Source organism: Hymenobacter sp. UYAg731 (assembly GCF_054061335.1).
In genome coordinates this window covers 231,024-252,003 of record NZ_JBSSEC010000005.1, presented here as the reverse complement: position 1 = coordinate 252,003, position 20,980 = coordinate 231,024, and the positions used below count along the sequence as shown (strand labels likewise).

The window sequence follows — 20,980 nt, the reverse complement described above, 5'->3', positions numbered from 1 at the left end:
CGCTACGCCAGCCGCAGCTGGCCTTCGGGCTCATCGCGGCGGTGCATTTGCAGGATTCGCTCGCTGCACCGCAGGCGCATGGCGGCCTGCTTCAGGTTGCCGCTTTCGCGGGTGATGGCGACCTTTTTGGCAATTTCCGTCACCTGGTCCTTAATTTCTTTCAGCCCCAAGCCCTGGTAGAGCAGTGTGGTAACGCCAGCTTCCAGCTCGTCGCCGGCCGGGGTGGGAGCGTCCAGCTTGGCAAAGTCCGGCCAGTCGGAGCGCGGAATGTCGCCGATGGTAATCGGCCCTTCGCCCAAATGCTTACTGGCAATGCGGGTGATGAGCTGCTGGAGCTCGCGCACGTTGCCGGGGTAGTCGCGCAGCTGCAAAAAGTCGTACACCTGCCGGTCCACGGGCTGCCGGATGCCGTGCTGCTGCGTAAAAAAGTGCTCGGCCAGCGGCACGATGTCTTCCTTGCGTTCGCGCAGCGGCGGCAGGTGGCAGGTCCAGCCCGAAATACGGTAGTACAAATCCTGCCGGAACGTGCCCTTTTGCACCTCGGCCAGCAGGTCGCGGTTGGTGGCACTCACCAGCCGGAAGCGGGCCTGCCGCCACGTATTGCTGCCCACCCGCTTATAAGTGCCTTCCTGCAACGCCCGCAGAAACTCGGCTTGCAGCGGCAGCGGCAACTCGCCCAGCTCGTCCAGAAACAGGGTGCCCTCGTGGGCCAGGGCCACGGCCCCCTCGCGGGTGCTGATGGCATTAGTAAATGCGCCCTTCTCGTGCCCAAAAAGCTCGCTGCCCGACAGGCCCGGAATGAGGTTGGTGCAGTCCACCACCACGCAGTCGCGCTTGGTGGGGCGCGGGTCGAAGCGGTGGATTTCCTGGGCCACCAGCTCTTTGCCGGTGCCGCTTTCGCCCGTTATCAATACCTGACAGCTCGACAGGGCCATATCGACCACCTGGCGCAGGGTATCGCGCCAGCATTGGCTGCGGCCCACCAAGCGGCGTTGCAGGTCGGCTACGGTGGCGTCGAGGTTTTCCCAGTAGTGCAGACGCGAAATAATGATTTCGACTGGGTGCTCCACCTCAAACCACGAAAACACATCGGTTACGCCGCTGCGCAGAAGGGCCCAGGTGCTGGTGCTGGGGAGGGCTCCCATGCTCACGGCCATCACGTTGGCACCGGGGCTGCGGCGGATTTCGGCCACGGCCTCCTCCACCTCATCCAGTGCCGAGAGCGGGTCCACAAACAGGATGCCCGCGCCGTGGGCATCGTCGTGGGTGCGCCGGATGCGCAGGTCGAGCCCCACCTTTTCCAGACGGGTTACGATTTCGGCCAGGCGGGCGTGCTGGCGCGTGAAAGGCATAAACCACACCGGGCAAGGGGTAGCCATTGCAAACCAGAAATCAGAATGTAGAAGAAATAGACTGTGGTGGAAGGGGCACAAAGATAGGAAAATAATATATAAAATATAATATGTTTAAAATAATAATAATAGACTGTTGACCATCGCATTATTTGTGATATAATGGCTGCTTGTACTTACACAAATCAACTTCGCTGCCGAGCGGTTACGGCAACTGGTGCAGCCAGGCGGTGGCCTCGTCCTCGGTGGCGAAGAGGCGGTAGGTGAGGGCCGATTTTTGCTGCACGGTGCTCATTACCAGGTCCAGGGCCAGGCGGGCGTACACGTCGGTGGGGATGATGATGGCCCCAAACAGGGCGTAGCCGTCGCTGGCGCTCCGGGCCAGCCAGTCCTGGCCAATCCACTGCCGCTCCTCGTCGGTGAACGGGGCCATCTGGCGCTGGTCGGCCAGCATTTTGTGCCAGCCGTGGCGGCGCAGCAGGTGGTGGGTGTGGGTAAGAAAAGCCTGGAAAATAGCAAAATCCCGCGGGGCTTCCGTGTATTGCACCAAGGCATAACCATCGGGGTGCTCAAGCAAACGCCCTACTGGATTCTCAAAATATAATCGCATGCTAAATGCCTAAATTAATGAGATAGAGATAGAAACCGGATAAATTGTTCAGCCTGAAATAATAGATGGCCGGGTCTGCTTACGAGACCTTATAGAATTTGTTGGCAGAAGGGCGCGGGGAGGCTGGTCCGGGCGTAATTTTGTTTGCCTCCGGGGCCGCGCACTACCGCCGCTGGCCTCGCCCGCCCCATTCGTTCTATGCCATTGCTGCCCCGCGCTCAGGAAACGCTGTTCTTTCAAAATGCCGCCGGTAAGGTTTTTTACCAGCCCAGCGGGTTTGTGCGTCTGGTGTGGGCCCCCGAGCGGGCGGCGTTGGAAACCATTCAGGCCTTCTATGAGCAGGTGCTGGGCCTGATGCTGAGCACGGCCACCCGCAAAATTCTCTCCGACCACGGCCAGCGCGCACCTCTCTCCGGCGCGGCCCAGGCGTGGCTCACCGGGCAATGGATTCCGCGCGCCATCAGCCAGGCGCGGGCGCAGTACTGCGCCATCGTGGAAGGGGCCGACCCCATGCACCGGCTCTCCACGCAGTCGGTGGTGAGCGCGGCCCCGGCCGGCCTGGTTTTTCAGCGCTTCTCCACGATGGAAGAGGCCGAAAAATGGCTGTACGGGGCCGTGCTGAGCCGTTAAACTAAAATTGTCATTCCGACGCCGGAGGAAGCTGAGCATTACCTTTCAACGGGTTTTACTCAGATTACTACGGCGTCGGAATGACAATTAGCCTTCAGGCTGAAACTGCTAAGCTGCGTCGGTTTCGGGCACGGCCTGGCCCTTTTCGGCGGCGATAACGCTCTTTTTGGCGGGATTTATTTTACGGCCGCGCGGGGTTTCCTCATCGCCCAGCACCATGCCCCAAGGCTTGAGCGACTCGATGCGGTCGAACACGATTTTGAGAATGGCGATGACCGGCAAGGCCAGAAACATGCCCGCCACGCCGCCAATGGCATTGCCCACCAGCACGCCCACAATGGCCACCAGGGCATTCACCTGAATCTTAGAAGCCACGATGCGCGGAATCAGGTAGTGGTTGTCGATGAACTGGATGAGCATGTAGGCCCCCAGCACCGCCAGCGCGTGGCCGTAGCCGTCCTGGGCCACGAAGGCCATGAGCATGGGCAGGGCAATGGCAATGAGCCCGCCGATGTAGGGAATGAAGTTTAGCAGCGCCCCCATTACGCCCAGCAGCAGCGCATAGGGCACTCCGATGACGAGCAGCACCGTGACGTTGAGTGCGGCCACGATGCTGCCCTCAATCAGCAGGCCCACCATGTAGCTCTGGATGGCGGTTTTGCTTTCGCGCAGCACCTCACTCACGCCCGTATCGCGGCGACGGCCCGAAAAGGCCTGCACCAGAAAATCGACCAGCCGCTTCTGGTACAGAAACAGCAGGAAGATGTAAACCGGTATCAGCGTGAACGATACGAGCAAGCCCGATACCGCCGAGAGCGTGCCGCCCAGCAGGCCCTGGGCCTTGGTGCCGGCCTCGCTCAGCCAGCCCTGCAGCTTCTGGTCGCTCACGCCGAAGCGCGCTTGCAGCAACTGGTGCGCCTGGGCCGAGGTTTCGGCGAACTTCTTCTTGAACATCGGCATCTGGTCCGACAGCTGGGCCGCTTCCATGCTGATGAAATAGACCACGCCCAGCACCGCTGCCACGCCCAGCACCACCGTGAGCAGGATGGCCAGCAGCGGCGGCACCCGGCGGCGAATGAGCCACTGCTCCACCGGATGCAGCATAATGGCGAAAATGGCCGCGAAAAACAGCGGGAAAATGATGTCGCTGGCAATGTGTAACGTGAACACCAGCAGCGCTAGGCCCAGCAGTATGAGCGGGGCTTTTACGTAGAGCGGAAACTGGACCTCGCGGGGTTGGGCGTCGTAGGGGTCGGACATTTCGAAGGAGCAATAAGGGTCGGTTTGGGCAAAATGCCGCCCGGTGCGCCCGCTTACGTGCCCTTGCCCGTCACGTTGCCGGGTTTCGGCGGGTGGGGAGGAATTCTCGGCCAGTGCGGGAGTTGTCACTCCAACGCCGCAGGAATCTGAGGCAATTCGTCCAACGGCTTTATCCAGATTCCTGCGGCGTCGGATTGACAAATTTGGCCTACCGCCCGAAGTCCTCCGTCGTCTGCAGGAACATGGGTGAGGGCACCTCCGTGCTCTGCCCGGTGGGCGTGAGCAGGCCCGATTGCGGGTCGACGCGGTAGCTGAAGATGTTGTTGGAGTTCTGGTTGGCCACCAGCAGCAGGCGGCCGCTGGGGTCGAGGGTGAAGTTGCGGGGCGTTTTGCCCTGCGTGTCCACGTCCTGAATGGGCACCAGCGTGCCGTTGCTGGTATCGATGGCAAACACCGCGATGCTGTTGTGGCCCCGGTTGGAGGCGTAGAGAAACAGCCCGTTGCGCGAAACGTGAATGTCGGCGCAGGAATTCTCGCCCGTGTAGCCGGCCGGCAGCGCCGACAGCGTCTGGAGCTCGCGGAACTGCCCGGCGGTGGCATCATATGCCAGCGCCGTTACGGTGGAGTTCAGTTCGTTGATGAGGTAGGCGTGCTTGCCATCGGGGTGGAAAACCAGGTGGCGCGGCCCCGCGCCGGGCTTGGCCACGAAAGCCGGCTCGGCCGCGCGGGTGAGCTGGGCCTTGGCGGGGTCGAGGCGGTAGCCGTACACGCGGTCGGTGCCCAGGTTCACGGCGAAAGCGAACTTGTTGGTGGGGTCGGGGAGGAGGCAGTGGGCGTGTGAGCTGGTTTGGTTCTTGTGCGGGCCACTGCCGGTGTGCTGGTCCGTGGTGGGCGCGCCCAGCTGGCCATCGGCCGCTACGGGCAGGGCGCTCACGTTGCCGCCCACGTAGTTGGCCACCAGGGCCGTTTTGCCGGTGCGGTCGAGGCTGATATAGCAGGGCGAGGCCCCGTTAGAAGGCTGCTGGTTGAGCAGCTTCAACTCGCCGGTGCGCGGGGCCACGGCAAAGGCGCTCACGCCGCCGCCCGGCGCACCCCGAAACGTCTGGGTTTCGCTCACCGCATACAGGAAACGGTGATTGGCCGAGAGGGTGAGGTAGGTGGGACTGGCCCCGCCGTGCTGGGCGCTTACTTGGGTGAAGGCCCCGGTAGCGGCGTTCACGCGGTATAGGAAAATGGTGTTTTCCTGCTCATTGGCCACGTTGGTGCCTACGTACAGCCAGTAGTCCTTGGGCGCGGCGCTGCTGCCCCCGGCCGGCCGGGCGCAGCCCGCCAGCAGCGTGATGGAAAGCAGCCCGAGCCCGCCCAGGAAGCGGAGCCGGCCGCGATATTCAGAAAAAGCAGTCATAAAGAAGTCAAATTAGAAGGTGCAAAAATGCACAAAACCCGCCGCGCCCAACGGCCCGGCCGCAAAAAGCCATTCCCAGCTACGCAAAACGCCGAAGAATTGCCGGCCTTAAAACAGCCCATGGCACCCGCGCCAAGCCCAAAGCATCGGCCGCCGCACCTCATAAAACATTCACCTGATGCACCTTAATCTTGCAGAAAAAGCACCGCTGACCAAACCCTCATCGTCGCTTTTTTGCCCGTTGCCAATCCGCTTGTTGCCCAGTACCCCGCCATGCCTTTTTTCACGCGCCTCCCCACCGATACCAACCTGATTGAAGCCCACCAGTGGTTTCCGGGGCAGCAAGTGGTTGGGGTGGCCGACGAGGCTCCGGGCTTTGCGGGCAACGACAGCCTGCTGCCCATGTCGCCGCACGCCTACCTCACCACCCGCAAGGGCCGCCTCACCGTGTTCGCCGGCGACTGGGTTATTACCGAACCCAGCGGCGACCAGCACATCTGCCAGGACCGCCTGTTCCGGATGAGCTACACGCTGGCCGAGAATGAGTTTATTCCGTTGTCCGTCACAATGCCCGACGAACAAGTCCAGCCGCACCATAACGGAGCCCTAAACGGCCAATAGCCGTTGGCCCCACCGTGCGCCGTGGCCCTACCTTTGCCGCATGGAGTTTCAGAAAAAGAAGTACGCGTTTCGCGGCATGGATGGCTACGCCGGTTTCCGCAGCGGCCAGGAATACGAACTGGAGCTGGCCCTGAGCCCTGCCGACGAGGAGCGCCCGGCCGAAATTGTCATCATCAACCCGGTTTCCCGCCAGTACATGTATTGCAGCAAACAGGAATTCGCCGTGCGGTGGGAGAAGCGGTAGCTATAGCGCGGACTTTGTAGTCCGCGTCCCCGCGCGGTTGGAGCCTGTCTGATGGCGTGGGGACGCGGACTCTGTAGTCCGCGCTACTACTGCGCTAAACTTACAAGAACGAGGCAACCTCCCCCGAATAAGTGAGCGTGAGCTGGTGCATGGCCCGGGTACACGCCACGTAGAGCATGCTTTTATCGACCTCCGTTTTGTAGGTGCGGGCGGAGGCAAAAGGCACGATGACCGCATCGAATTCCAGCCCCTTCGCCAAATGGGCCGTCGTGATGATGACGCCTTCCTTGAAGGCCGTGGATTCGTCCGTGAGCAGGTAAATACCGGGAGCTTCCAGCGCCTGAAAGGCCTGCTCGGCCTGCCGCAGGGTTTTGCAGATGATGCCCAGCGAATGATTTCCGGAGCTTTGGAAGGTGCTGAGCATCTGCTTAATGGCCTGTAGTTCCTCGTCCGGGCTGCCGAAGCGGGCCACTACGGGCTCCGGCCCGTGCCGTTCCAGCGGAATAATATTCGGGTTCGGCGTGATGCGCTGCGCGAAGGCCGTAATCTCGACCGTGGAGCGGTAGCTGCGGTAGAGCTTCACCACCTCGGCCTGCGGGAAAACCCGCTCAATGGTTTCGGCTGAGGACGCGCTGTAGGGATTAACGGTCTGGCTAACATCGCCGAGAATGGTTTTGCGGCACAGAAACAGGCGCGACAGCACGGCGTATTGCACGGGCGTGTAGTCCTGCATCTCGTCCACGAGCAGGTGCTTGACGTGGTCGTAGGTGCTGATGCCTTCCAGGCGCATGCGCAGGTAAATCAGGGGGAATACGTCCGCGTATTCCAGGCGCTGGCTTTGGTCGATTCGCAGCATTTCGGGCTTGCCTAGCCAACGGTAAAAATCCCGGTACAGGTCTGCCACCTGATGGAACCGGAACATGCGCGGAATGGCCTCCCCAATCGTGGATTTCTCGTGATTGGTGAGCTTGCGCTTGGTGGCGTCGCGCACGAAATTCCGCACCTCCTCGGCCACGAGCGCAAACCGTTTCAGGAGCGGCACCCGATGGAAGGTCTTGAACTTCGCCAGCAGAAACGGCAGCGGTACGATGGTTTGGCCCACGCGCAGCTCCTTCACGGTGAAGTAGTTGTTCTCGACGTAAATCAGGTACTGGTTGAGCTGGCTCAGGAATTCAAACGACGATTTGAACCGGATGCGCTCGATGAACGCGGCGTCGTGCGTATCAAGCAGCGCCGAAACCTGGTCGAAAAAGGTCTGGAACGAGTACTGGTGGTCGAGCAAATCGGCGGCCAGCTCTTCCATGCCCAGCTCGGGAATGTGTTCTTCGCCCAGCTCGGGTAGCACGTTCGAGATGTAGTCGGCAAAGACTTTATTGGGCGAGATAATGAGTACATCCTTGGCCCCAATCGTCTCGCGGTAGCGGTAGAGCAGGAACGCAATCCGGTGCAGGGCAATGGAGGTTTTGCCCGAGCCGGCCACGCCCTGAATGACCATCACCGGGGCCGTCTCGTTGCGAATCACCGCGTTCTGGTCGCGCTGAATGGTGGCGACGATGTTCTTCAGCTTGTCGTCGGAGGACTTGGCCAGCTCGCGCTGCAACACGTCGTCGTGAATGTTGACGTCGTTTTCAATCATAAACTCCATTCGCCCGTCCCGGACTTTATACTGTCGCTTGAGGTCGATAGTGCCCTGCACTATGCCGCCCGGCGTGGTGAATTCGGCTTCGCCCAGCTCAAAATCATAGAACATGGACGAGATGGGGGCCCGCCAATCATAAATCAGGCTCTGGCGCGGCTGCTCGTCGATGAAAGAATAAATCCCGATGTACACCGGCAAGGTGGCTTTCCCCTGCGGCACGAAATCGATGCGGCCGAAGTACGGCGACTGGCCCAGCTTGAGAAGCTTGCGTTTCCGGGCCACGGCCGCGTCGCCCGTAAACGCCATGCGGTTAATGGACTGGCCGGCGGCCACCATATCGGCATCGTCCATGCCCGACTGGTGCTCGTGGATGTACTGTTTCTTCTCCCGAAGCTCGTCCGAAAACTGCTTCACGGAGCCATCGACCCGCCGAATGGCCAGCGTCAGCTTCTCCTTAATTTCTTCCAGGTATTCTCTCTCTTCTCGTTCTGTTGCGTTTATCACTGGCAGTTCTGGGAAAATGGGCTTTAAAGGTGACCGCAAATTTCGGTCAGCCGGAAAGATATTCCCGGCCATTCTCAGCCCCGGCCGACCACTCTATCCTAAACCTTACCCCACGCGTGTTGTTCGCATGCTATTGCGCCAGGGCAATGCCCGAAAGTGTGCGGCGAACGTATGCAAGCCGGAACCTTATACTGGTTCGCAACCCCGAAACTTACCTGTCTACGACATCACCGGAACCCATTATGCACAACCTAAGCCACGATAAAACCGACACCAAAACATTCGAAATGGCCGGCCAATGCCCCTTCGGCGGCGACCGCATCGGCGGCGTGGAAGGCACTCCGCCCACGCTGTCCGACTGGTACCCCAATCGGCTGAAGGTGGAGCTGCTGCACCAGAACGGCCCGCAGGCCAATCCGCTCGGCGACGACTTCAACTACGCCGAAGCGTTCAACGCCATCGACCTGGCGGCGCTGAAGCAGGAAATCAAGACCTTCCTGACCACTTCTGTGGACTGGTGGCCCTCCGACTACAATAACTATGGCCCGCAGATGATTCGGATGGCCTGGCATTCGGCCGGGACCTACCGTATTGCCGACGGCCGGGGCGGGGCCGGCGAGGCGCTGCAACGCTTCGCACCCATCAACAGCTGGTGGGACAACGGCAACACCGACAAGTCGCGCCGCCTCATCTGGCCCATCAAGCAGAAGTACGGCAGCGCCCTTTCCTGGGCCGACCTCATCGTGCTCACCGGCAACTGCGCGCTGGAAATCATGGGCTTTCCCACCTACGGCTTCGCCGGCGGCCGCCACGACGCGTGGGAAGCCGACAACGCCACCTACTGGGGGCCTGAAGTGTGGGACGGCAAGAAAGTAAATACGCCCGACAGCATGGTCACGCGCGACAAGCGCTGGCGCGGCCAGAACGGTGATGCCGACTACGACCTCGAAAACCCGCTGGCAGCCTCCTTTCAGTCCATTATTTACGTGAACCCCGAAGGCCCCTACGGCAAGGGCGACCCGCTGGGCGCGGCCCGCGACATTCGGATTACGTTCAGCCGCATGGCCATGAACGACGAGGAAACCGTGGCCCTCATTGCCGGTGGCCACGCCTTCGGCAAGAGCCATGGGATGGTACCGGCAGCCAAAATCGGGGCGCAGCCCGAAATTGCCCCGATGGAGTTGATGGGCTTGGGCTGGCACAACCCCGAAGGCACCGGCAACGCCGAATTCACGATGACCAATGGCATTGAGGGCAGCTGGACGCCAAACCCGACCCAGTGGGACAACGACTACCTCGAAAACCTGTTCAAATTCGAATGGGAGCAGACCAAGAGCCCGGCCGGTGCCCTGCAATGGACCCCGATTGACAAGAACGCGCCCAAGACACCCGATGCCCACATCCCCGGCCAAATGAACGCCCTGATGATGATGACCACGGACATCGCCCTGAAAACCGACCCCGAATACCGCAAGGTCTGTGAGAAATTCCTCACTGACTTCGACGCGTTTACCCAGGCTTTCTCCAAAGCCTGGTATAAGCTGACCCATCGCGACATGGGACCGCGCGAACGTTATCTCGGCCCCGAGAAGGTGAACGAAAACGACCTGCTCTGGCAGGACCCCATTCCGGTAGCCGATTATACTTTGGTTGACGCAGCGGATACTGCGGGGCTGAAAAGGTCGATTCTGGCGTCGGGTATCTCGGTTTCCGACTTGGTGTACACCGCCTTTTCCGCTGCGGTCACGCACCGCAGCAGCGATAAGCGGGGCGGTGCCAATGGCGGGCGGCTCGCGCTGGCCCCGCAAAAGGACTGGGCGGTCAATCGCCGGACGGTGCCGGTTATCGCGGCCCTGCGCACGATAATGGAAGCGTTCAACAGCCAGGAGGGCAGCAAGAAGGTTTCGCTTGCCGACCTCATCGTATTGGGTGGCTGCGCCGCGCTCGAAAAAGCGGCCGCTGATGCTGGCGTGGCCACCGATGTTCCTTTCACGCCGGGCCGCCGCGACACCACGCAGGAACTCACCGACATTGAGATGTTTACGTGGCTAAAGCCCGTAGCCGACGGTTTCCGCAACTACCTTGACAAAGGTTTCGACGAAATCTCGCAGGGCGTGGCCCCCGAGGAGATGTTTCTCGACAAGGCGCAGCTCCTCTCGCTCACTTCCCCGGAGTGGGTGGCGCTGGTGGGGGGCCTGCGGGCCATGAACACCAACCACGACGGCTCCCCTTACGGTATCTTCACCGACCGCGTGGGCGTGCTCACCAACGACTTTTTCACCGTGCTGACCAGCACGAAATTCGATTGGAAAAAGGCGGATGCGAAGGGCATGACTTTCTCGCTTGACAACCGCGAAACGGGAGAAAGCCGCTTCATGGCGACCCGGTCTGACCTCGTGTTCGGTTCCAACAGCCAGTTACGCGCAGTGGCCGAAGTTTACGCCGGCAGCGATGGCCACAAGCGCTTCGTAAAAGCATTTGTGAAGGCCTGGGATAAAGTGATGATGCTTGACCGCTACGACGTGAAAGTGTAGGGCTTCCCTGCTGCCTTGGCGGCGGCTCCATATAGTTGGTATGACATCAATCAACAACAAAAGCCCCGTGGCGTACCTGCTACGGGGTTTTTTGTTATTATTAAATAGCACCATAAAAAAATGCCAGCAACAAAGCCGACATTAACTGTCCAAGCTTGGTTGCTGGCATTTTTTCATCAGATGTACCCGGAGCCGGAGTCGAACCGGCACATCTTGCGATATTGGTGTTTGAGACCAACGCGTCTACCGGTTCCGCCATCCGGGCAGGATGCTTATTCAGAACAATTCCGCTCTTGCCGGTATCAGGAGCGGGCTGCAAAGGTAGCAACCTGCTGCTGGATGCGCAACAGATACCGCTTTTTTAGGTAGTAGGTACGGATTTGCTGGAGCGCGGCCGGGCGGTGGTCGGCGGGGAGCTGCTCATAGCCAGCGAGAACGGGCTCGATGCCCGCGTCGAGGGTATCGGCCAAGGAGGTGACTTCGGCGGCCACTTTGGCGATGCTGGCCGGGTCGGCGTCCATTTCCAGCTCCATCAGTTCCTCGTTCAGGTCCATCATGTCCATCAGGAAATCGGGCGGGAGCTGCTCCTGCTTGCCTTCTTCGAGCAGGCCGTTTTGGCGCAGGAGGTAGGCCATGCGCTGGTCGGGGTCGGCGAGGGTGCGGTAGGCATCGGTGTTAAGGGTGGCCTGGCGCAGCATCTCGGCCTGGTTTTCGGGCGAAGTGGTGGCGTGGAAATCGGGGTGGGTTTCGCGGCTTTTGGCGTAGTAGAGGCGCTTGAGGGCCGCTTCATCGGGCCGGAAGGATTGGGGCAGGCCGTAGAAGGCGAAGTAATCGGGCGACATAGAAACGGGGGTTATCAGAAGGGGAGTACGGCTATAACACCGGATTCACCGAAAAAGCCACGGGCAGCGCGGCAAATAGCCGCTTGGTGGCCGGCCATACCTCGCCGAAAAGTGCGGATTTGCGGTAGGCGTTGAGGGCAGCCGCATCGTCCCAATGGCTGTGGGTGCAGTAGGTGGCGGGGTTATCGGCATCCTGCCACAGCTCCAGATAGCGGCAGCCGGGCTGCTGCCGGATGCGGTGCTCGGTGGCGCGGAACAGGGCGAGAAAGGCCGGCACCTGCGCCGGCTCGAAATGCATGCGGACGATGCGGATTAGCATTTGGGTGGGGGAGTTGGAGGGGCAAAAGTAAAAAGCCCCGGCTCCGTAACGGGAGCCGGGGCTTGAGAACGTCATGCAGCGCGCAGCGCAGTATCTTTACCGCCACCACTAATCCTTTCGATTGGATTGCGTTGCGCGGTAAAGATGCTGCGCTCTGCATGACGGCCATTTACCTTATTAACCAAACAAAACTACTCCCGCACCACGCGCAGGCGCTGGGGCGAGCCATTGGGGCCGGTCAGCGTTACTACGTACACGCCCGGCGAGGCTTGGCGCAGGAATGTGCCGAGTTGTTCGGCTAGCGCCGCACGCGGGGCCGGCGCAGGGGCTAGTAGGGTGCGGCCCAGCACGGAGCTCAGGATGAGGCGCAGGGGCGCGTCATCGGCCAGGGCGGGGCCGCCGAGGAGCTGCACAGCATCGCCGTGGCTGGGGTTGGGCAGCACCACGTAGGGGCTGGCGGTGGCCGATACGAATACGGCCGGGCTGTAGTGCGTGCTGCCGTCGAGGTCGCGCTGACGTAGACGGTAGTAGGCGGCGGTGGGCGCTTCCAAGTCGGTGTAGGTGTAAGTAGTGGGCTGGCTACCGCCCCGGGCCGGCACGGTGGCCAGGCGGCGGAACTGCTGGCCGTCAGCCGATTTCTCGATGTCGAAGCCGGCATTGTTTTTCTCCAAAGCTGTGGCCCAATTCAGGCGCACGGTGCCGGCACTGGCGCGGCGGCCCTCGAAACGGGTGAGCGTGACGGGGAGCGGAGCGCTGCCATTGCCCACGGCAAATTTCGAGAAGGAACTGATGCCCGCGTAGGTGGCTACAAACGGCCCGCTGCCGGTGATGGTGGCGCGGCCTAGCTCGGTCCAGGTTTCGCCCGCGCCGCCGTGGTTGCGGTAGGTGCTGGCCTGGGTGGGCACGAAGCTAGCGTTCTGGTTGGCGGCATTGTACTGGAGGCTCAGGGCCACGACCGGGCCGGTGACCAAGGCGGGCGTCACTTCCCAAGTGCGGTTCACGAACTCGGCGGTGCTAGCGTAGGGAGCACCGCTGGTGCCATTGGTGAGCAGGCCGCTGAAGGTGCGGACCTGGAACGTGGTGCCGACGCCGCTATTAGCCAGCGCGAGCGGCGTGAACGAGGCCGCCGTGCCCACCGGGAAGGCCACGGCCGAGCCATCGCCCGGCACGGGCCGCACCACGAAGCCACCCGTAGACGCCACGTCGGGCGTTATCACGTAGCGGCTGGCATCGGCCCCGGTTACGGTAGCGGCACTGCCCAAGGTCAGGTTCTGATTATCAATCGTCAAATGGCCGGCCGTGAAAGCCAGCGTGCCGCTCACGCTCACGGGGCTGAGCAGGCGGGCATTCGCCGCATTGTTGATGGTCAGATTATTCAACACCAAAGTCGTGCTGCTGCCGGTGCTTAGCGTCTGTTCGTTGCTGCCGTTCAGCTCCAAAGTGCCGGAACCGGCTATTGAGCCCGTGGCAACCACGTTGCCGCTCACGCGCAGGGTGGTGCCGGTAGCCAGGGTCAGGCTGGCCCCGCTTTCCACGGTAAGGCTGCGGGCGGCCAGGGTGCCGGCCGCCAGGGCGGGGGCGAAGCTGGTGCCGGCCGGCACCAGCACGTCGGTGCTGGCGGTGGGCACTACGCCGGCTTCCCAGTTGCGGCAGTTGGTGGCATCGGCCGAGGCGTCGTTGCTGGTCCAGATGGCCACCTGGTTGGTGGGGGCGGGGGCCGTGAGGGTATTCACGGCGGCGGGCGCGGTGTAGCTCACCTTCACGTAGCAGCGCTGGCCGGCCACGGTGGCGGTGGTGTTGCGGGCTTTCAGGGCCAGCCAGCCGGTGGTGCTAGGGGTGTAGCTGCCCGTGGCGGCGGTGGTGCCGCTGGCGCTGCTCAGCAGCTGGCCGCGCAGGTCGTACACCCCGATGGTGAGGCTGCGGGTGTTGCCGCCGTCTTCGGGGTAGAGGTTGTAGCTCACGGGCTGGCCGGCCTGGGTGAAGATTTTGCCCACCAGCCGGGTGTTGGTCGAGTTCGAGGGGAGCGCACCGCCCTGGCCCAGGCCGCCGCAGTTCAGGTCGCCGAGGTCGTCGGCCATTTCCCATTCCTGGGTGGTGAGGGGGGCGCGGGGCGGCGTGTAGGCGGCATTATCCTGGCCCACGGGTGCCCACACCGAGTAGCCCCGGCGGCCCAGCAGGGCGCTGCCGTTGCAGGGCGGCGTGTTCACGCTCACGTACGCATTGCCATCGCCGCCCCGGAACACGGTGTTTACCGCCGTGCCATTGGCCCCGGAATAGTCCTTCAGCTGCGTGCCCACGGCGAAATCCGTGCGTACGGTGTTGTTTTGCCAAGTCGAAAAATTGTCGTTGATGCCAATCAGGGCCTTCGTGCTGCGCTCAATCACGAGGTGGTCGCCGGAAGTATAGGGTACCTTATAGGCCCCGTCCTTGAAGCCCAGGTGCTGGTGGCACCAGAGCAGGTTCACGAGGTCGGAGCGGGTGGGCAGGTCGGTGGTGGAGGTGGGCACATGGGCGTAGCGCTTGCCCGTGCTGCCGAGGTTGAACAGGTCTTCGATGAAGATGTGCGGGTTGCCATCCACCGCAAAGGCAATGGCGTAGGCGGCCGAGAGGCGCGCATCGAACGGGTCGATGTGGGCGGCCAATTCGTCGCCGGTATTCCAGCCGGTGTAGTTGCCGGTGGCGCTGAGCTGGGGCCGGAACGTGTCGTGGTTGTTCACGAAGGGCGCGGTGCGGTGTACGTAGGTGTTCGAGCCGGCGTAGTAGGCCACGCGCTGGTCCTGCTGCTGGCCCGGAATCTGGCCGAGGTCGTAGTTTCCGCCGCCGCTCACCATGCCGTAAATCGCGCCGCGCAGGCCGAAATCGAAGGTGCCCATCAAGAAATCGTTGCCGCCGTTCTGGCCCTTCACGCTGGTCACGTAACCGTCCAGGTCGGGCTTGCCGCCCACGAATTCGCCCACGTTAAGCATGCCCTCGCCGCCATTGGCCCAGCCGGCATTGTACTTCAGGTTGTAGCTCAAATCCTGCTGGGCGTTGTAGCTGAAGTGCTTCACGGCGTCCCAACGGAAGCCGTCCACGCCGGTCTGCTTCTTCATCCACACTATCCAGTTGCGGGCCTGGGTCTGGCTGTAGCCGGCGCTTTGAGCCGGGTTGAATGCGCCAGGGTACAGGGCTAAGTAATTGGAGCTTAGCTGGCCATAGCCATCGTTGCCGCCGTCGTTGCCGTAGCAGAAATCGGGGCCAAAGTACGGAGCCGCCTGGTCGCCGCTGGTGCTCTGGTGGCCCAGCTGGGGGTGGAAGTTGGTGTAGTTTTTCGGCCAGCGGCCCTGGCGGGCGGCGTAGGCCGCGCCGTTGTCGCCGGTTTCGGGCAGGGGCGTGCCGAAGGAGCTGTAGCGAAAGGTTTTGTAGCCGCTGTTGCTGGCCATCGAGAAGCTGGGCTCGGGGTCCTGGCCGGCGTCGCCGGTTGTGGTGCCGGCCCCGTCGGTGTGGTTCAGCACCACGTCCTGAATTACTTCGAGGCCGTTGGCGTGCAGCACGGCCACTAGGCGCAGAAACTCGTCCTTCGAACCAAAGCGGGTCCGTACGTCGCCTTTCTGGTATTTGTCGCCGAGGTCGTAGGGGTCGAAGGGCGAGTAGCCCACGTCGTTGGTGGCGTTCTTGTTCTTGGGCGTGGGCGGCAGCCAGACGGCATCAATGCCCATTTCCCGGAGGCGCGGAGCCATTTCCGTCAGGTAATCGGCCCACTTAAAGCGGTAGGTATCGTTATAATAATCCCACCAGAAGGCCTGGAGCACCACCTTTTTGATGGTGGTTTGGGCGTGGGCCGAATAACTGCCCAAATGGGCCAGCAGCCACAGCGCCAGTAAGGCGTAGCGTTTTCTCATCGAGTAAGCGGAGGCAAAAAAGAGTTGGGTGGGAAACAGAACCACAAATCTATCAGAATTTGGACTTCAAAACAATGTAAGCGCCTATTTATGAGTGCGCTAAGGTTTGCACAGTGGGGAATTGCGCCAATGCCGAGATACTGCGGCCAACCAGAAGTTTCCGGCTTCTTCCAACCCTGCTAGGTACCAGTCGTAGAACCTGCCGCAAACACCTGCTCTTCATCCTGTCATACTTTACCTGTTCTTTTTCATGAAACTCCCAATCTCCCGTTCGGCGGCCTTTGCCTGGCTTACCGCTCCCGCCCTAGCCGGCGGCCTGCTGCTCAGCAGCTGCAACAGCCAGCCCACCGCCACCGAAACCGACAAAACCGCTACCGTGGTTTCGGAGGGCACCAACGCCGCTTCCGACAGCGCGGCCGTGACCGCCAACGGTATGGGGGCCGTGAAACCCACTGGCCCGAAGCCCGCCTGGGGCCCCAACCTGCACCCCGAGATGCAGGCCGTGATTGAGCAGCTCATGAGCTTCAACAACAAGCCCTTGCCCGAACTCACCGCCGTGGAAGCCCGCAAGGGACCGAGCTTCGCCGAGGCCCTCAAAAAGCAGATGCAGGCCAGCAACATTCCCATGCCGGCCATGAACTGCGACACGATGGGCGTGACTTTAGCGCCCGGCGTGAAGGCCCGCGTATACACGCCCAAGAGCGGCACGGCCCCGTTCCCCGTCATCGTGTATTACCACGGCGGCGGCTGGGTCATTGCCAATAATGACACCTACGCCGCTTCGGCCCAGGCCATGTGCGAGCAGGTGGGCGCCGTGCTAGTATCGGTGGAATACCGCAAGGGGCCGGAGCACAAGTTCCCTACCGCCCACGACGATGCCTTCGCCGCCTACCAGTACGTGCTGAAAAACGCCGCTTCGATGAAGGGCGATCCCGCCAAAGTGGCCGTGATGGGCGAAAGCGCCGGCGGTGGCCTGGCTTGCGCCGTGAGCATGATGGCCCGCGACCGCAAAGTGGCCCTGCCCAAGTATCAGGTGCTGGTATACCCCATCGCGGGCTATGACATGACCACGCCTTCTTACAAGAAATTTACCGATACCGCGCCCCTGAACTCCCCGGCAATGGCTTGGTTTTTCAAAAACTACCTCCGCAGCCCCGCCGATGGCAAGGACCCGCGCGTGAACCTGGTAGCCGCCAACCTGAAAGGCCTGGAACCCACGACCATCATTGGGGCCGAATATGACCCGTTGATGAGCGAAGGCAAAACCCTGGCCGACAAGCTCACCGCCGCCGGTGTGAAAACCAATTACAAGCTCTACGACGGCACCACGCACGAATTCTTCGGCATGGGTGCCGTGGTACCCGAGGCCAAAGAAGCCGAAGCCCTGGCCGCCAGCGACCTCAAAAGCGCGCTGAAGTAGCCTTAACCGGTTAAGCCGAAGGTCAGCTGAACGTCATGCTGAGCCTGTCGAAGCATCTCTACCGCAATGGTAACTAAGTTACTTGAGCGGTAGAGATGCTTTGGCAAGCTCAACGTGACGTTTTTTTGTCAGTTGGCCTTACTCCGCCTGAAACCGGACATCCACCTGCGAGTCAAAATTCAGCCCCAGCAGTTCCGCCGCGTTGCCTTGGCAAATACCCAGACACAAAAAATCCTGGCTGTTGAATACCACCACCGCCTCGCCGGGCGGCACGGCTGAGAAGTGCGGGTGCAGGTCGCGCACCACGTCGCGCCCGAAGTGGATGGCTAATGGCCGGCCGTGGCCCACCGCCTCCACCGCCGTGCGCGAAATGTTGGTGACGAGGTTGCCGTAGTGGTCGACGTGCGCGACGTGGCCCGTGACGCGGTGGTCCTGGAGGCGCAGCTGGCGGTTATTAAGCTGGTGCAGCGTCGTCACGGCCGGGCCAATGGAGCTCAGCGGCTCGCCCTGGGCCAGGGCCACGGCGGCGGGCAGCAGCACATCGCGGGTTGGCGAGGCCGTGATGGCGGCCGGCAGGGCCACCAGGTTTTCGGGGGTGCCGTTGGCCAGCAGGGCCAGAATGCCGTTGTCGCCAGTCAAGAAATAGTGACCTTCAAACTCGGCGGCCAGCCAGCCGGGCTCGGGGCCCGCGCCGTGGTCGGCCACGCCGATGACGTGGACCGTGCCCACGGGGAAATCCCGAAACACGCTTTGGAGAACGTGAACGGCGTGCGCGATGTTGAAGGGTTCGACGCCGTGGCTGATGTCGACCACCGGAACCGCCGGGGCCAGGTGCAGCAGCCGCGCTTTCAGGGCCGCCACGTAATGGTCGCGGTAGCCAAAATCGGTGAGCAGCGTAATCAACCCCATGCCTGTGTTCCGTAGTTTTTCGTAGTATTGTTCCAGCGCCCGAACCGGGGCAAAAGTAGCCGGTTTAGGCTAGAAACAGGCCGTTTTTCCCTCTCCCTTTCTCTTTCCCCCTCTCTTCCAACTTGGTCGAAAAAATCATCACCCTCGAAAACATGTCTTTGGTCGATTTCCTCGGCCCCGACAATCAGAATATCCGCCAGCTGGCCGCCGCGTTTCCCGGCTCCAAAATCATCAGCCGCGGCAACGAAATCAAAATCCAGGGTCAGACGGAAGTCATCTCCCGCATCAACGACATTTTTTCTTCGCTCATCGAGCACTACCACCAGTACGGCCAGATTACCGACAAAACCGTCAACCAATATCTCTCCGCTACTTCGGAAGAAGCCGAAGGCCGGGTGCTGGCCGCTTCTCCCGACGTGATTCTGTTCGGGGCCAAAGGCGGCGTCATCAAAGCCAAAACGCCCAATCAGCAGAAGCTGGTGGATACCGTGATGTCGCACGACCTCACCTTCACCCTCGGCCCCGCCGGTACCGGCAAAACCTACATCTCGGTGGCGCTGGCCGTGCGGGCGCTCAAGAATAAGGAGGTGAAGAAAATCATCATTTCGCGCCCCGTGGTGGAGGCCGGCGAAAGCCTCGGCTTCCTGCCCGGCGACATGAAGGACAAAGTCGACCCGTATCTGCGGCCGATTTATGACGCCCTGGAAGACATGATTCCGGCCGAAAAGCTGAAGTTTTATCAGGAGAATAAAATCATCGAAATCGCCCCGCTGGCCTACATGCGCGGCCGGACGCTGAACAACGCCTTCGTGCTCCTCGACGAAGCCCAGAACACCACGCCGAGCCAGATTAAGATGTTTCTGACCCGTATGGGCCCCACCGCTAAGGTGATGGTGAACGGTGACCGCAGCCAGATTGACCTGCCCACACGCCAGAAATCGGGCCTGATGCAGGCCATGGACATCCTCAAAAACGTGCAGGGCATCGGCTACGTCGAAATGACCTCCGAGGACGTGGTGCGCCACCGCTTGGTGAAGGAAATCGTGGAAGCCTACGACAAGTTCGATACCGAGGAAATGACCCGTACGGCCCAGGCCAACGGCACCCCGCGCCGCGACGAGCGCCACGAGCGCCGCCTGCGCGAGCAGGGCCTGGCCGAAGGCGAACAGCCCGTTTCCGATGAGTCCGAGCTGCCCGTGAACCACGAGCAGGCTCTGTAAGGCGAAGTACCCCAAATCGATAATCCAGGTAAACCGGTGCCCGGCTCTGCAGAGCCGGGCACCGGTTTACTTTTGTCCGCCACATTTTAACGCCGACCCATGCCCGCCACCGCCTTCCGCATTACCGACCTGCGCGACCTCGACGCCGCCTTCACTATTCGCGAGAAAGTATTCGTGGAAGGCCAGGGCGTGCCCGCCACCCTCGAAAACGACCTCCACGACCGCACCGACACTCGCCACTACCTCGCCCGAACCGACGACGGTACGCCCGCCGGGGCTGCCCGCTGGCGCGAAACCGAAAACGGCGTAAAGCTGGAGCGCTTCGCTGTATTGGAAGAATTTCGTAATCAAGAAGTTGGGGCCGCGCTGCTCCACGCCGTGCTTGCCGATGTGCAGGCCGAGCTACCCGATGCCGAAGTGTACCTGAACGCGCAGTTGCGCGCCGTACCGTTCTATGAGCGGCACGGGTTTCGGAAGGAAGGGGAGATGTTTGAGGAGGCTGGAATTCAGCACTATAAAATGATGCTGGGGTAAGTTGCCACTTGGCTTATGCCCCGGTCCGACCGGTTGTCGGTGTTAAAGCCGTTAAGGCCATGCTTCCGGTGACCGGTCGGACCGCCTAGGGCGGTCGGACCGGAGCATACGCTTACAGTAGGGCCGGCCGTTGCGTAATTTCGTGGTAGCAGATGTGGGCCTGACTGAAGTAGTGAAACACCATGCTCTTGCGGGTCTGGGCCGGGTCGCGGTGGGGCTCGCCGCCGTGCATCAGGTTGGCGTGCCAGATGAACACGTCGCCCTTGCGGGCCAGGAAAACCTGCTTGGGAATGCCGGCTTCAGTGATTTTTTGGTTGATGTAGGCCTCGTACTCGGTGTAGGCCTTGTCGCCGATGAGCCACTCGGAGCCTTCGTTCTGGTAGTCGGCATTGAGGTAATAAGGCAGTTTGTGGCTGCCGGGGTAGTAGTGCAGCGGCCCGTTGTCGGGCGTAATATCCTCCAGCGCTACCCACGCCGCCGCCATGCCGCCGAGCGGAAAGGTACTCATGTGAATGCTGTCGGAATGCGTGCGCTGCTGGCTGCCCGTGAGGAAGTTGATGCTTTGAAAAAGGGTGGTTTCGTGGCCCAGCAGAGCGGCCACCAGCTCCCGTAGCGCGCCCTCGCCCGCCGCCCGGATGCGGGCCGACTTCCGAAACGCAAACATGAACTTGTTCACGTAGCGCACGCTAATTTCCCGGCGGGCGATGAGTTGGTGCAGCTCTTGGTTGATACCATCGACGGCCTCGCTGCTGAAAAAGCCGGGCAGGATGGCAAAGCCTTGGTCCTCAAACGCCCGTAGGCTGTCCTGGCTGGCGGTGGGCAGTGCCACAAAAGCGGCCGTAGCGGCCAGCCGCTCGGCCAGCGGGGGCACGGCGGGCAGGCCGGCATTGGCGGGCAGGCCGGCAAAATCGCGGCTGCTGATGGGGGAGAAGTAGCGCTTGTTCAGCCCCAATTGCTGGTAAATGGGCAGGTTGTGGGCCAGCCGGCGGCGCTGGAAAACGTTGTAGGCAGCGTAACTGAGCTTGAGGCGGCGGAGCAGGGAAAGCATGGGCAGGG

Annotated in this window: 17 protein-coding genes and 1 tRNA gene; 7 read left to right on the top strand and 11 right to left on the bottom strand. The window is 61.6% G+C overall.

All coding sequences use genetic code 11. The features are described from left to right. Positions 1-2: 2 nt before the first annotated feature. Positions 3-1,379: a sigma 54-interacting transcriptional regulator gene (locus ACVWYF_RS16950; RefSeq protein ID WP_457070149.1), complete on the bottom strand. Its 1,377-nt coding sequence runs from the start codon at positions 1,377-1,379 to the stop codon at positions 3-5. 178 nt (positions 1,380-1,557) lie between these two features. Beyond that, the gene (locus ACVWYF_RS16945) at positions 1,558-1,962 is read right to left on the bottom strand and encodes a hypothetical protein (protein ID WP_457070147.1); all 405 of its coding nucleotides are present in this window, start codon (positions 1,960-1,962) and stop codon (positions 1,558-1,560) included. Between the two features lie 198 nt (positions 1,963-2,160). On the opposite strand from ACVWYF_RS16945, the gene ACVWYF_RS16940 reads away from it, so the two are divergent. Continuing rightward, on the top strand, positions 2,161-2,592 hold the full coding sequence (locus ACVWYF_RS16940) for a hypothetical protein (RefSeq protein ID WP_457070145.1): 432 nt from the start codon (positions 2,161-2,163) through the stop codon (positions 2,590-2,592). A 108-nt stretch (positions 2,593-2,700) separates the two neighbouring features. On the opposite strand, the gene ACVWYF_RS16935 is transcribed toward ACVWYF_RS16940, so the two are convergent. Further along, positions 2,701-3,852 carry an AI-2E family transporter gene (locus ACVWYF_RS16935; protein ID WP_457070143.1) on the bottom strand — a complete coding sequence of 384 codons (1,152 nt, stop codon included), beginning with the start codon at positions 3,850-3,852 and terminating at the stop codon, positions 2,701-2,703. A gap of 208 nt (positions 3,853-4,060) precedes the next feature. After that, positions 4,061-5,257 carry a lactonase family protein gene (locus ACVWYF_RS16930; RefSeq protein WP_457070141.1) on the bottom strand — a complete coding sequence of 399 codons (1,197 nt, stop codon included), beginning with the start codon at positions 5,255-5,257 and terminating at the stop codon, positions 4,061-4,063. Between the two features lie 273 nt (positions 5,258-5,530). On the opposite strand from ACVWYF_RS16930, the gene ACVWYF_RS16925 reads away from it, so the two are divergent. Together ACVWYF_RS16925 and ACVWYF_RS16920 are read left to right on the top strand one after the other, a co-directional pair. Next, positions 5,531-5,878 (top strand): hypothetical protein, encoded by a 348-nt coding sequence (locus ACVWYF_RS16925; RefSeq protein ID WP_457070139.1) that lies wholly within the window; start codon positions 5,531-5,533, stop codon positions 5,876-5,878. 40 nt (positions 5,879-5,918) lie between these two features. After that, a complete protein-coding gene (locus ACVWYF_RS16920; protein WP_457070137.1) occupies positions 5,919-6,122 on the top strand; it encodes a hypothetical protein in 204 nt (67 codons plus the stop codon). Positions 6,123-6,222: 100 nt separating this feature from the next. On the opposite strand, the gene ACVWYF_RS16915 is transcribed toward ACVWYF_RS16920, so the two are convergent. Then, the gene (locus ACVWYF_RS16915; protein ID WP_457070135.1) at positions 6,223-8,265 is read right to left on the bottom strand and encodes a HelD family protein; all 2,043 of its coding nucleotides are present in this window, start codon (positions 8,263-8,265) and stop codon (positions 6,223-6,225) included. A 242-nt stretch (positions 8,266-8,507) separates the two neighbouring features. Between ACVWYF_RS16915 and katG the strand changes: the two genes are divergently transcribed. Continuing rightward, positions 8,508-10,799, top strand: coding sequence for a catalase/peroxidase HPI (gene katG / locus ACVWYF_RS16910; RefSeq protein ID WP_457070133.1), 2,292 nt, complete (start codon positions 8,508-8,510; stop codon positions 10,797-10,799). A gap of 183 nt (positions 10,800-10,982) precedes the next feature. On the opposite strand, the gene ACVWYF_RS16905 is transcribed toward katG, so the two are convergent. The 4 genes from ACVWYF_RS16905 to ACVWYF_RS16890 all read right to left on the bottom strand — a co-directional run bounded on the left by ACVWYF_RS16905 (position 10,983) and on the right by ACVWYF_RS16890 (position 15,841). Then, positions 10,983-11,064: transfer RNA gene (locus tag ACVWYF_RS16905), tRNA-Leu, on the bottom strand. A 37-nt stretch (positions 11,065-11,101) separates the two neighbouring features. Further along, a complete protein-coding gene (locus ACVWYF_RS16900) occupies positions 11,102-11,641 on the bottom strand; it encodes an iron-sulfur cluster co-chaperone HscB C-terminal domain-containing protein (protein WP_457070131.1) in 540 nt (179 codons plus the stop codon). A gap of 31 nt (positions 11,642-11,672) precedes the next feature. Next, a complete protein-coding gene (locus ACVWYF_RS16895) occupies positions 11,673-11,960 on the bottom strand; it encodes a putative quinol monooxygenase (RefSeq protein WP_457070129.1) in 288 nt (95 codons plus the stop codon). 191 nt (positions 11,961-12,151) lie between these two features. Further along, positions 12,152-15,841, bottom strand: coding sequence for an alpha-amylase family glycosyl hydrolase (locus ACVWYF_RS16890; protein WP_457070127.1), 3,690 nt, complete (start codon positions 15,839-15,841; stop codon positions 12,152-12,154). 250 nt (positions 15,842-16,091) lie between these two features. On the opposite strand from ACVWYF_RS16890, the gene ACVWYF_RS16885 reads away from it, so the two are divergent. After that, complete coding sequence (locus tag ACVWYF_RS16885; protein ID WP_457070125.1) at positions 16,092-17,261, top strand: alpha/beta hydrolase; 1,170 nt, start codon at positions 16,092-16,094, stop codon at positions 17,259-17,261. A 138-nt stretch (positions 17,262-17,399) separates the two neighbouring features. On the opposite strand, the gene ACVWYF_RS16880 is transcribed toward ACVWYF_RS16885, so the two are convergent. After that, positions 17,400-18,170: an SAM hydrolase/SAM-dependent halogenase family protein gene (locus ACVWYF_RS16880; RefSeq protein ID WP_457070123.1), complete on the bottom strand. Its 771-nt coding sequence runs from the start codon at positions 18,168-18,170 to the stop codon at positions 17,400-17,402. A gap of 122 nt (positions 18,171-18,292) precedes the next feature. Between ACVWYF_RS16880 and ACVWYF_RS16875 the strand changes: the two genes are divergently transcribed. Both ACVWYF_RS16875 and ACVWYF_RS16870 read left to right on the top strand, forming a co-directional pair. Then, positions 18,293-19,390 carry a PhoH family protein gene (locus ACVWYF_RS16875; RefSeq protein WP_457070121.1) on the top strand — a complete coding sequence of 366 codons (1,098 nt, stop codon included), beginning with the start codon at positions 18,293-18,295 and terminating at the stop codon, positions 19,388-19,390. Positions 19,391-19,489: 99 nt separating this feature from the next. Beyond that, on the top strand, positions 19,490-19,924 hold the full coding sequence (locus ACVWYF_RS16870) for a GNAT family N-acetyltransferase (protein WP_457070119.1): 435 nt from the start codon (positions 19,490-19,492) through the stop codon (positions 19,922-19,924). Positions 19,925-20,036: 112 nt separating this feature from the next. On the opposite strand, the gene ACVWYF_RS16865 is transcribed toward ACVWYF_RS16870, so the two are convergent. Then, a complete protein-coding gene (locus tag ACVWYF_RS16865) occupies positions 20,037-20,972 on the bottom strand; it encodes a phytanoyl-CoA dioxygenase family protein (protein WP_457070117.1) in 936 nt (311 codons plus the stop codon). Positions 20,973-20,980: the final 8 nt, after the last annotated feature.

Coding starts and splice junctions, on each gene's coding strand:
- ACVWYF_RS16950 (WP_457070149.1), bottom strand. CDS start 1,379: ATGGCTACCCCTTGCCCGGTGTGGTTTATGCCTTTCACGCGCCAGCAC.
- ACVWYF_RS16945 (WP_457070147.1), bottom strand. CDS start 1,962: ATGCGATTATATTTTGAGAATCCAGTAGGGCGTTTGCTTGAGCACCCC.
- ACVWYF_RS16940 (WP_457070145.1), top strand. CDS start 2,161: ATGCCATTGCTGCCCCGCGCTCAGGAAACGCTGTTCTTTCAAAATGCC.
- ACVWYF_RS16935 (WP_457070143.1), bottom strand. CDS start 3,852: ATGTCCGACCCCTACGACGCCCAACCCCGCGAGGTCCAGTTTCCGCTC.
- ACVWYF_RS16930 (WP_457070141.1), bottom strand. CDS start 5,257: ATGACTGCTTTTTCTGAATATCGCGGCCGGCTCCGCTTCCTGGGCGGG.
- ACVWYF_RS16925 (WP_457070139.1), top strand. CDS start 5,531: ATGCCTTTTTTCACGCGCCTCCCCACCGATACCAACCTGATTGAAGCC.
- ACVWYF_RS16920 (WP_457070137.1), top strand. CDS start 5,919: ATGGAGTTTCAGAAAAAGAAGTACGCGTTTCGCGGCATGGATGGCTAC.
- katG (WP_457070133.1), top strand. CDS start 8,508: ATGCACAACCTAAGCCACGATAAAACCGACACCAAAACATTCGAAATG.
- ACVWYF_RS16900 (WP_457070131.1), bottom strand. CDS start 11,641: ATGTCGCCCGATTACTTCGCCTTCTACGGCCTGCCCCAATCCTTCCGG.
- ACVWYF_RS16895 (WP_457070129.1), bottom strand. CDS start 11,960: ATGCTAATCCGCATCGTCCGCATGCATTTCGAGCCGGCGCAGGTGCCG.
- ACVWYF_RS16890 (WP_457070127.1), bottom strand. CDS start 15,841: ATGAGAAAACGCTACGCCTTACTGGCGCTGTGGCTGCTGGCCCATTTG.
- ACVWYF_RS16885 (WP_457070125.1), top strand. CDS start 16,092: ATGAAACTCCCAATCTCCCGTTCGGCGGCCTTTGCCTGGCTTACCGCT.
- ACVWYF_RS16880 (WP_457070123.1), bottom strand. CDS start 18,170: ATGGGGTTGATTACGCTGCTCACCGATTTTGGCTACCGCGACCATTAC.
- ACVWYF_RS16870 (WP_457070119.1), top strand. CDS start 19,490: ATGCCCGCCACCGCCTTCCGCATTACCGACCTGCGCGACCTCGACGCC.
- ACVWYF_RS16865 (WP_457070117.1), bottom strand. CDS start 20,972: ATGCTTTCCCTGCTCCGCCGCCTCAAGCTCAGTTACGCTGCCTACAAC.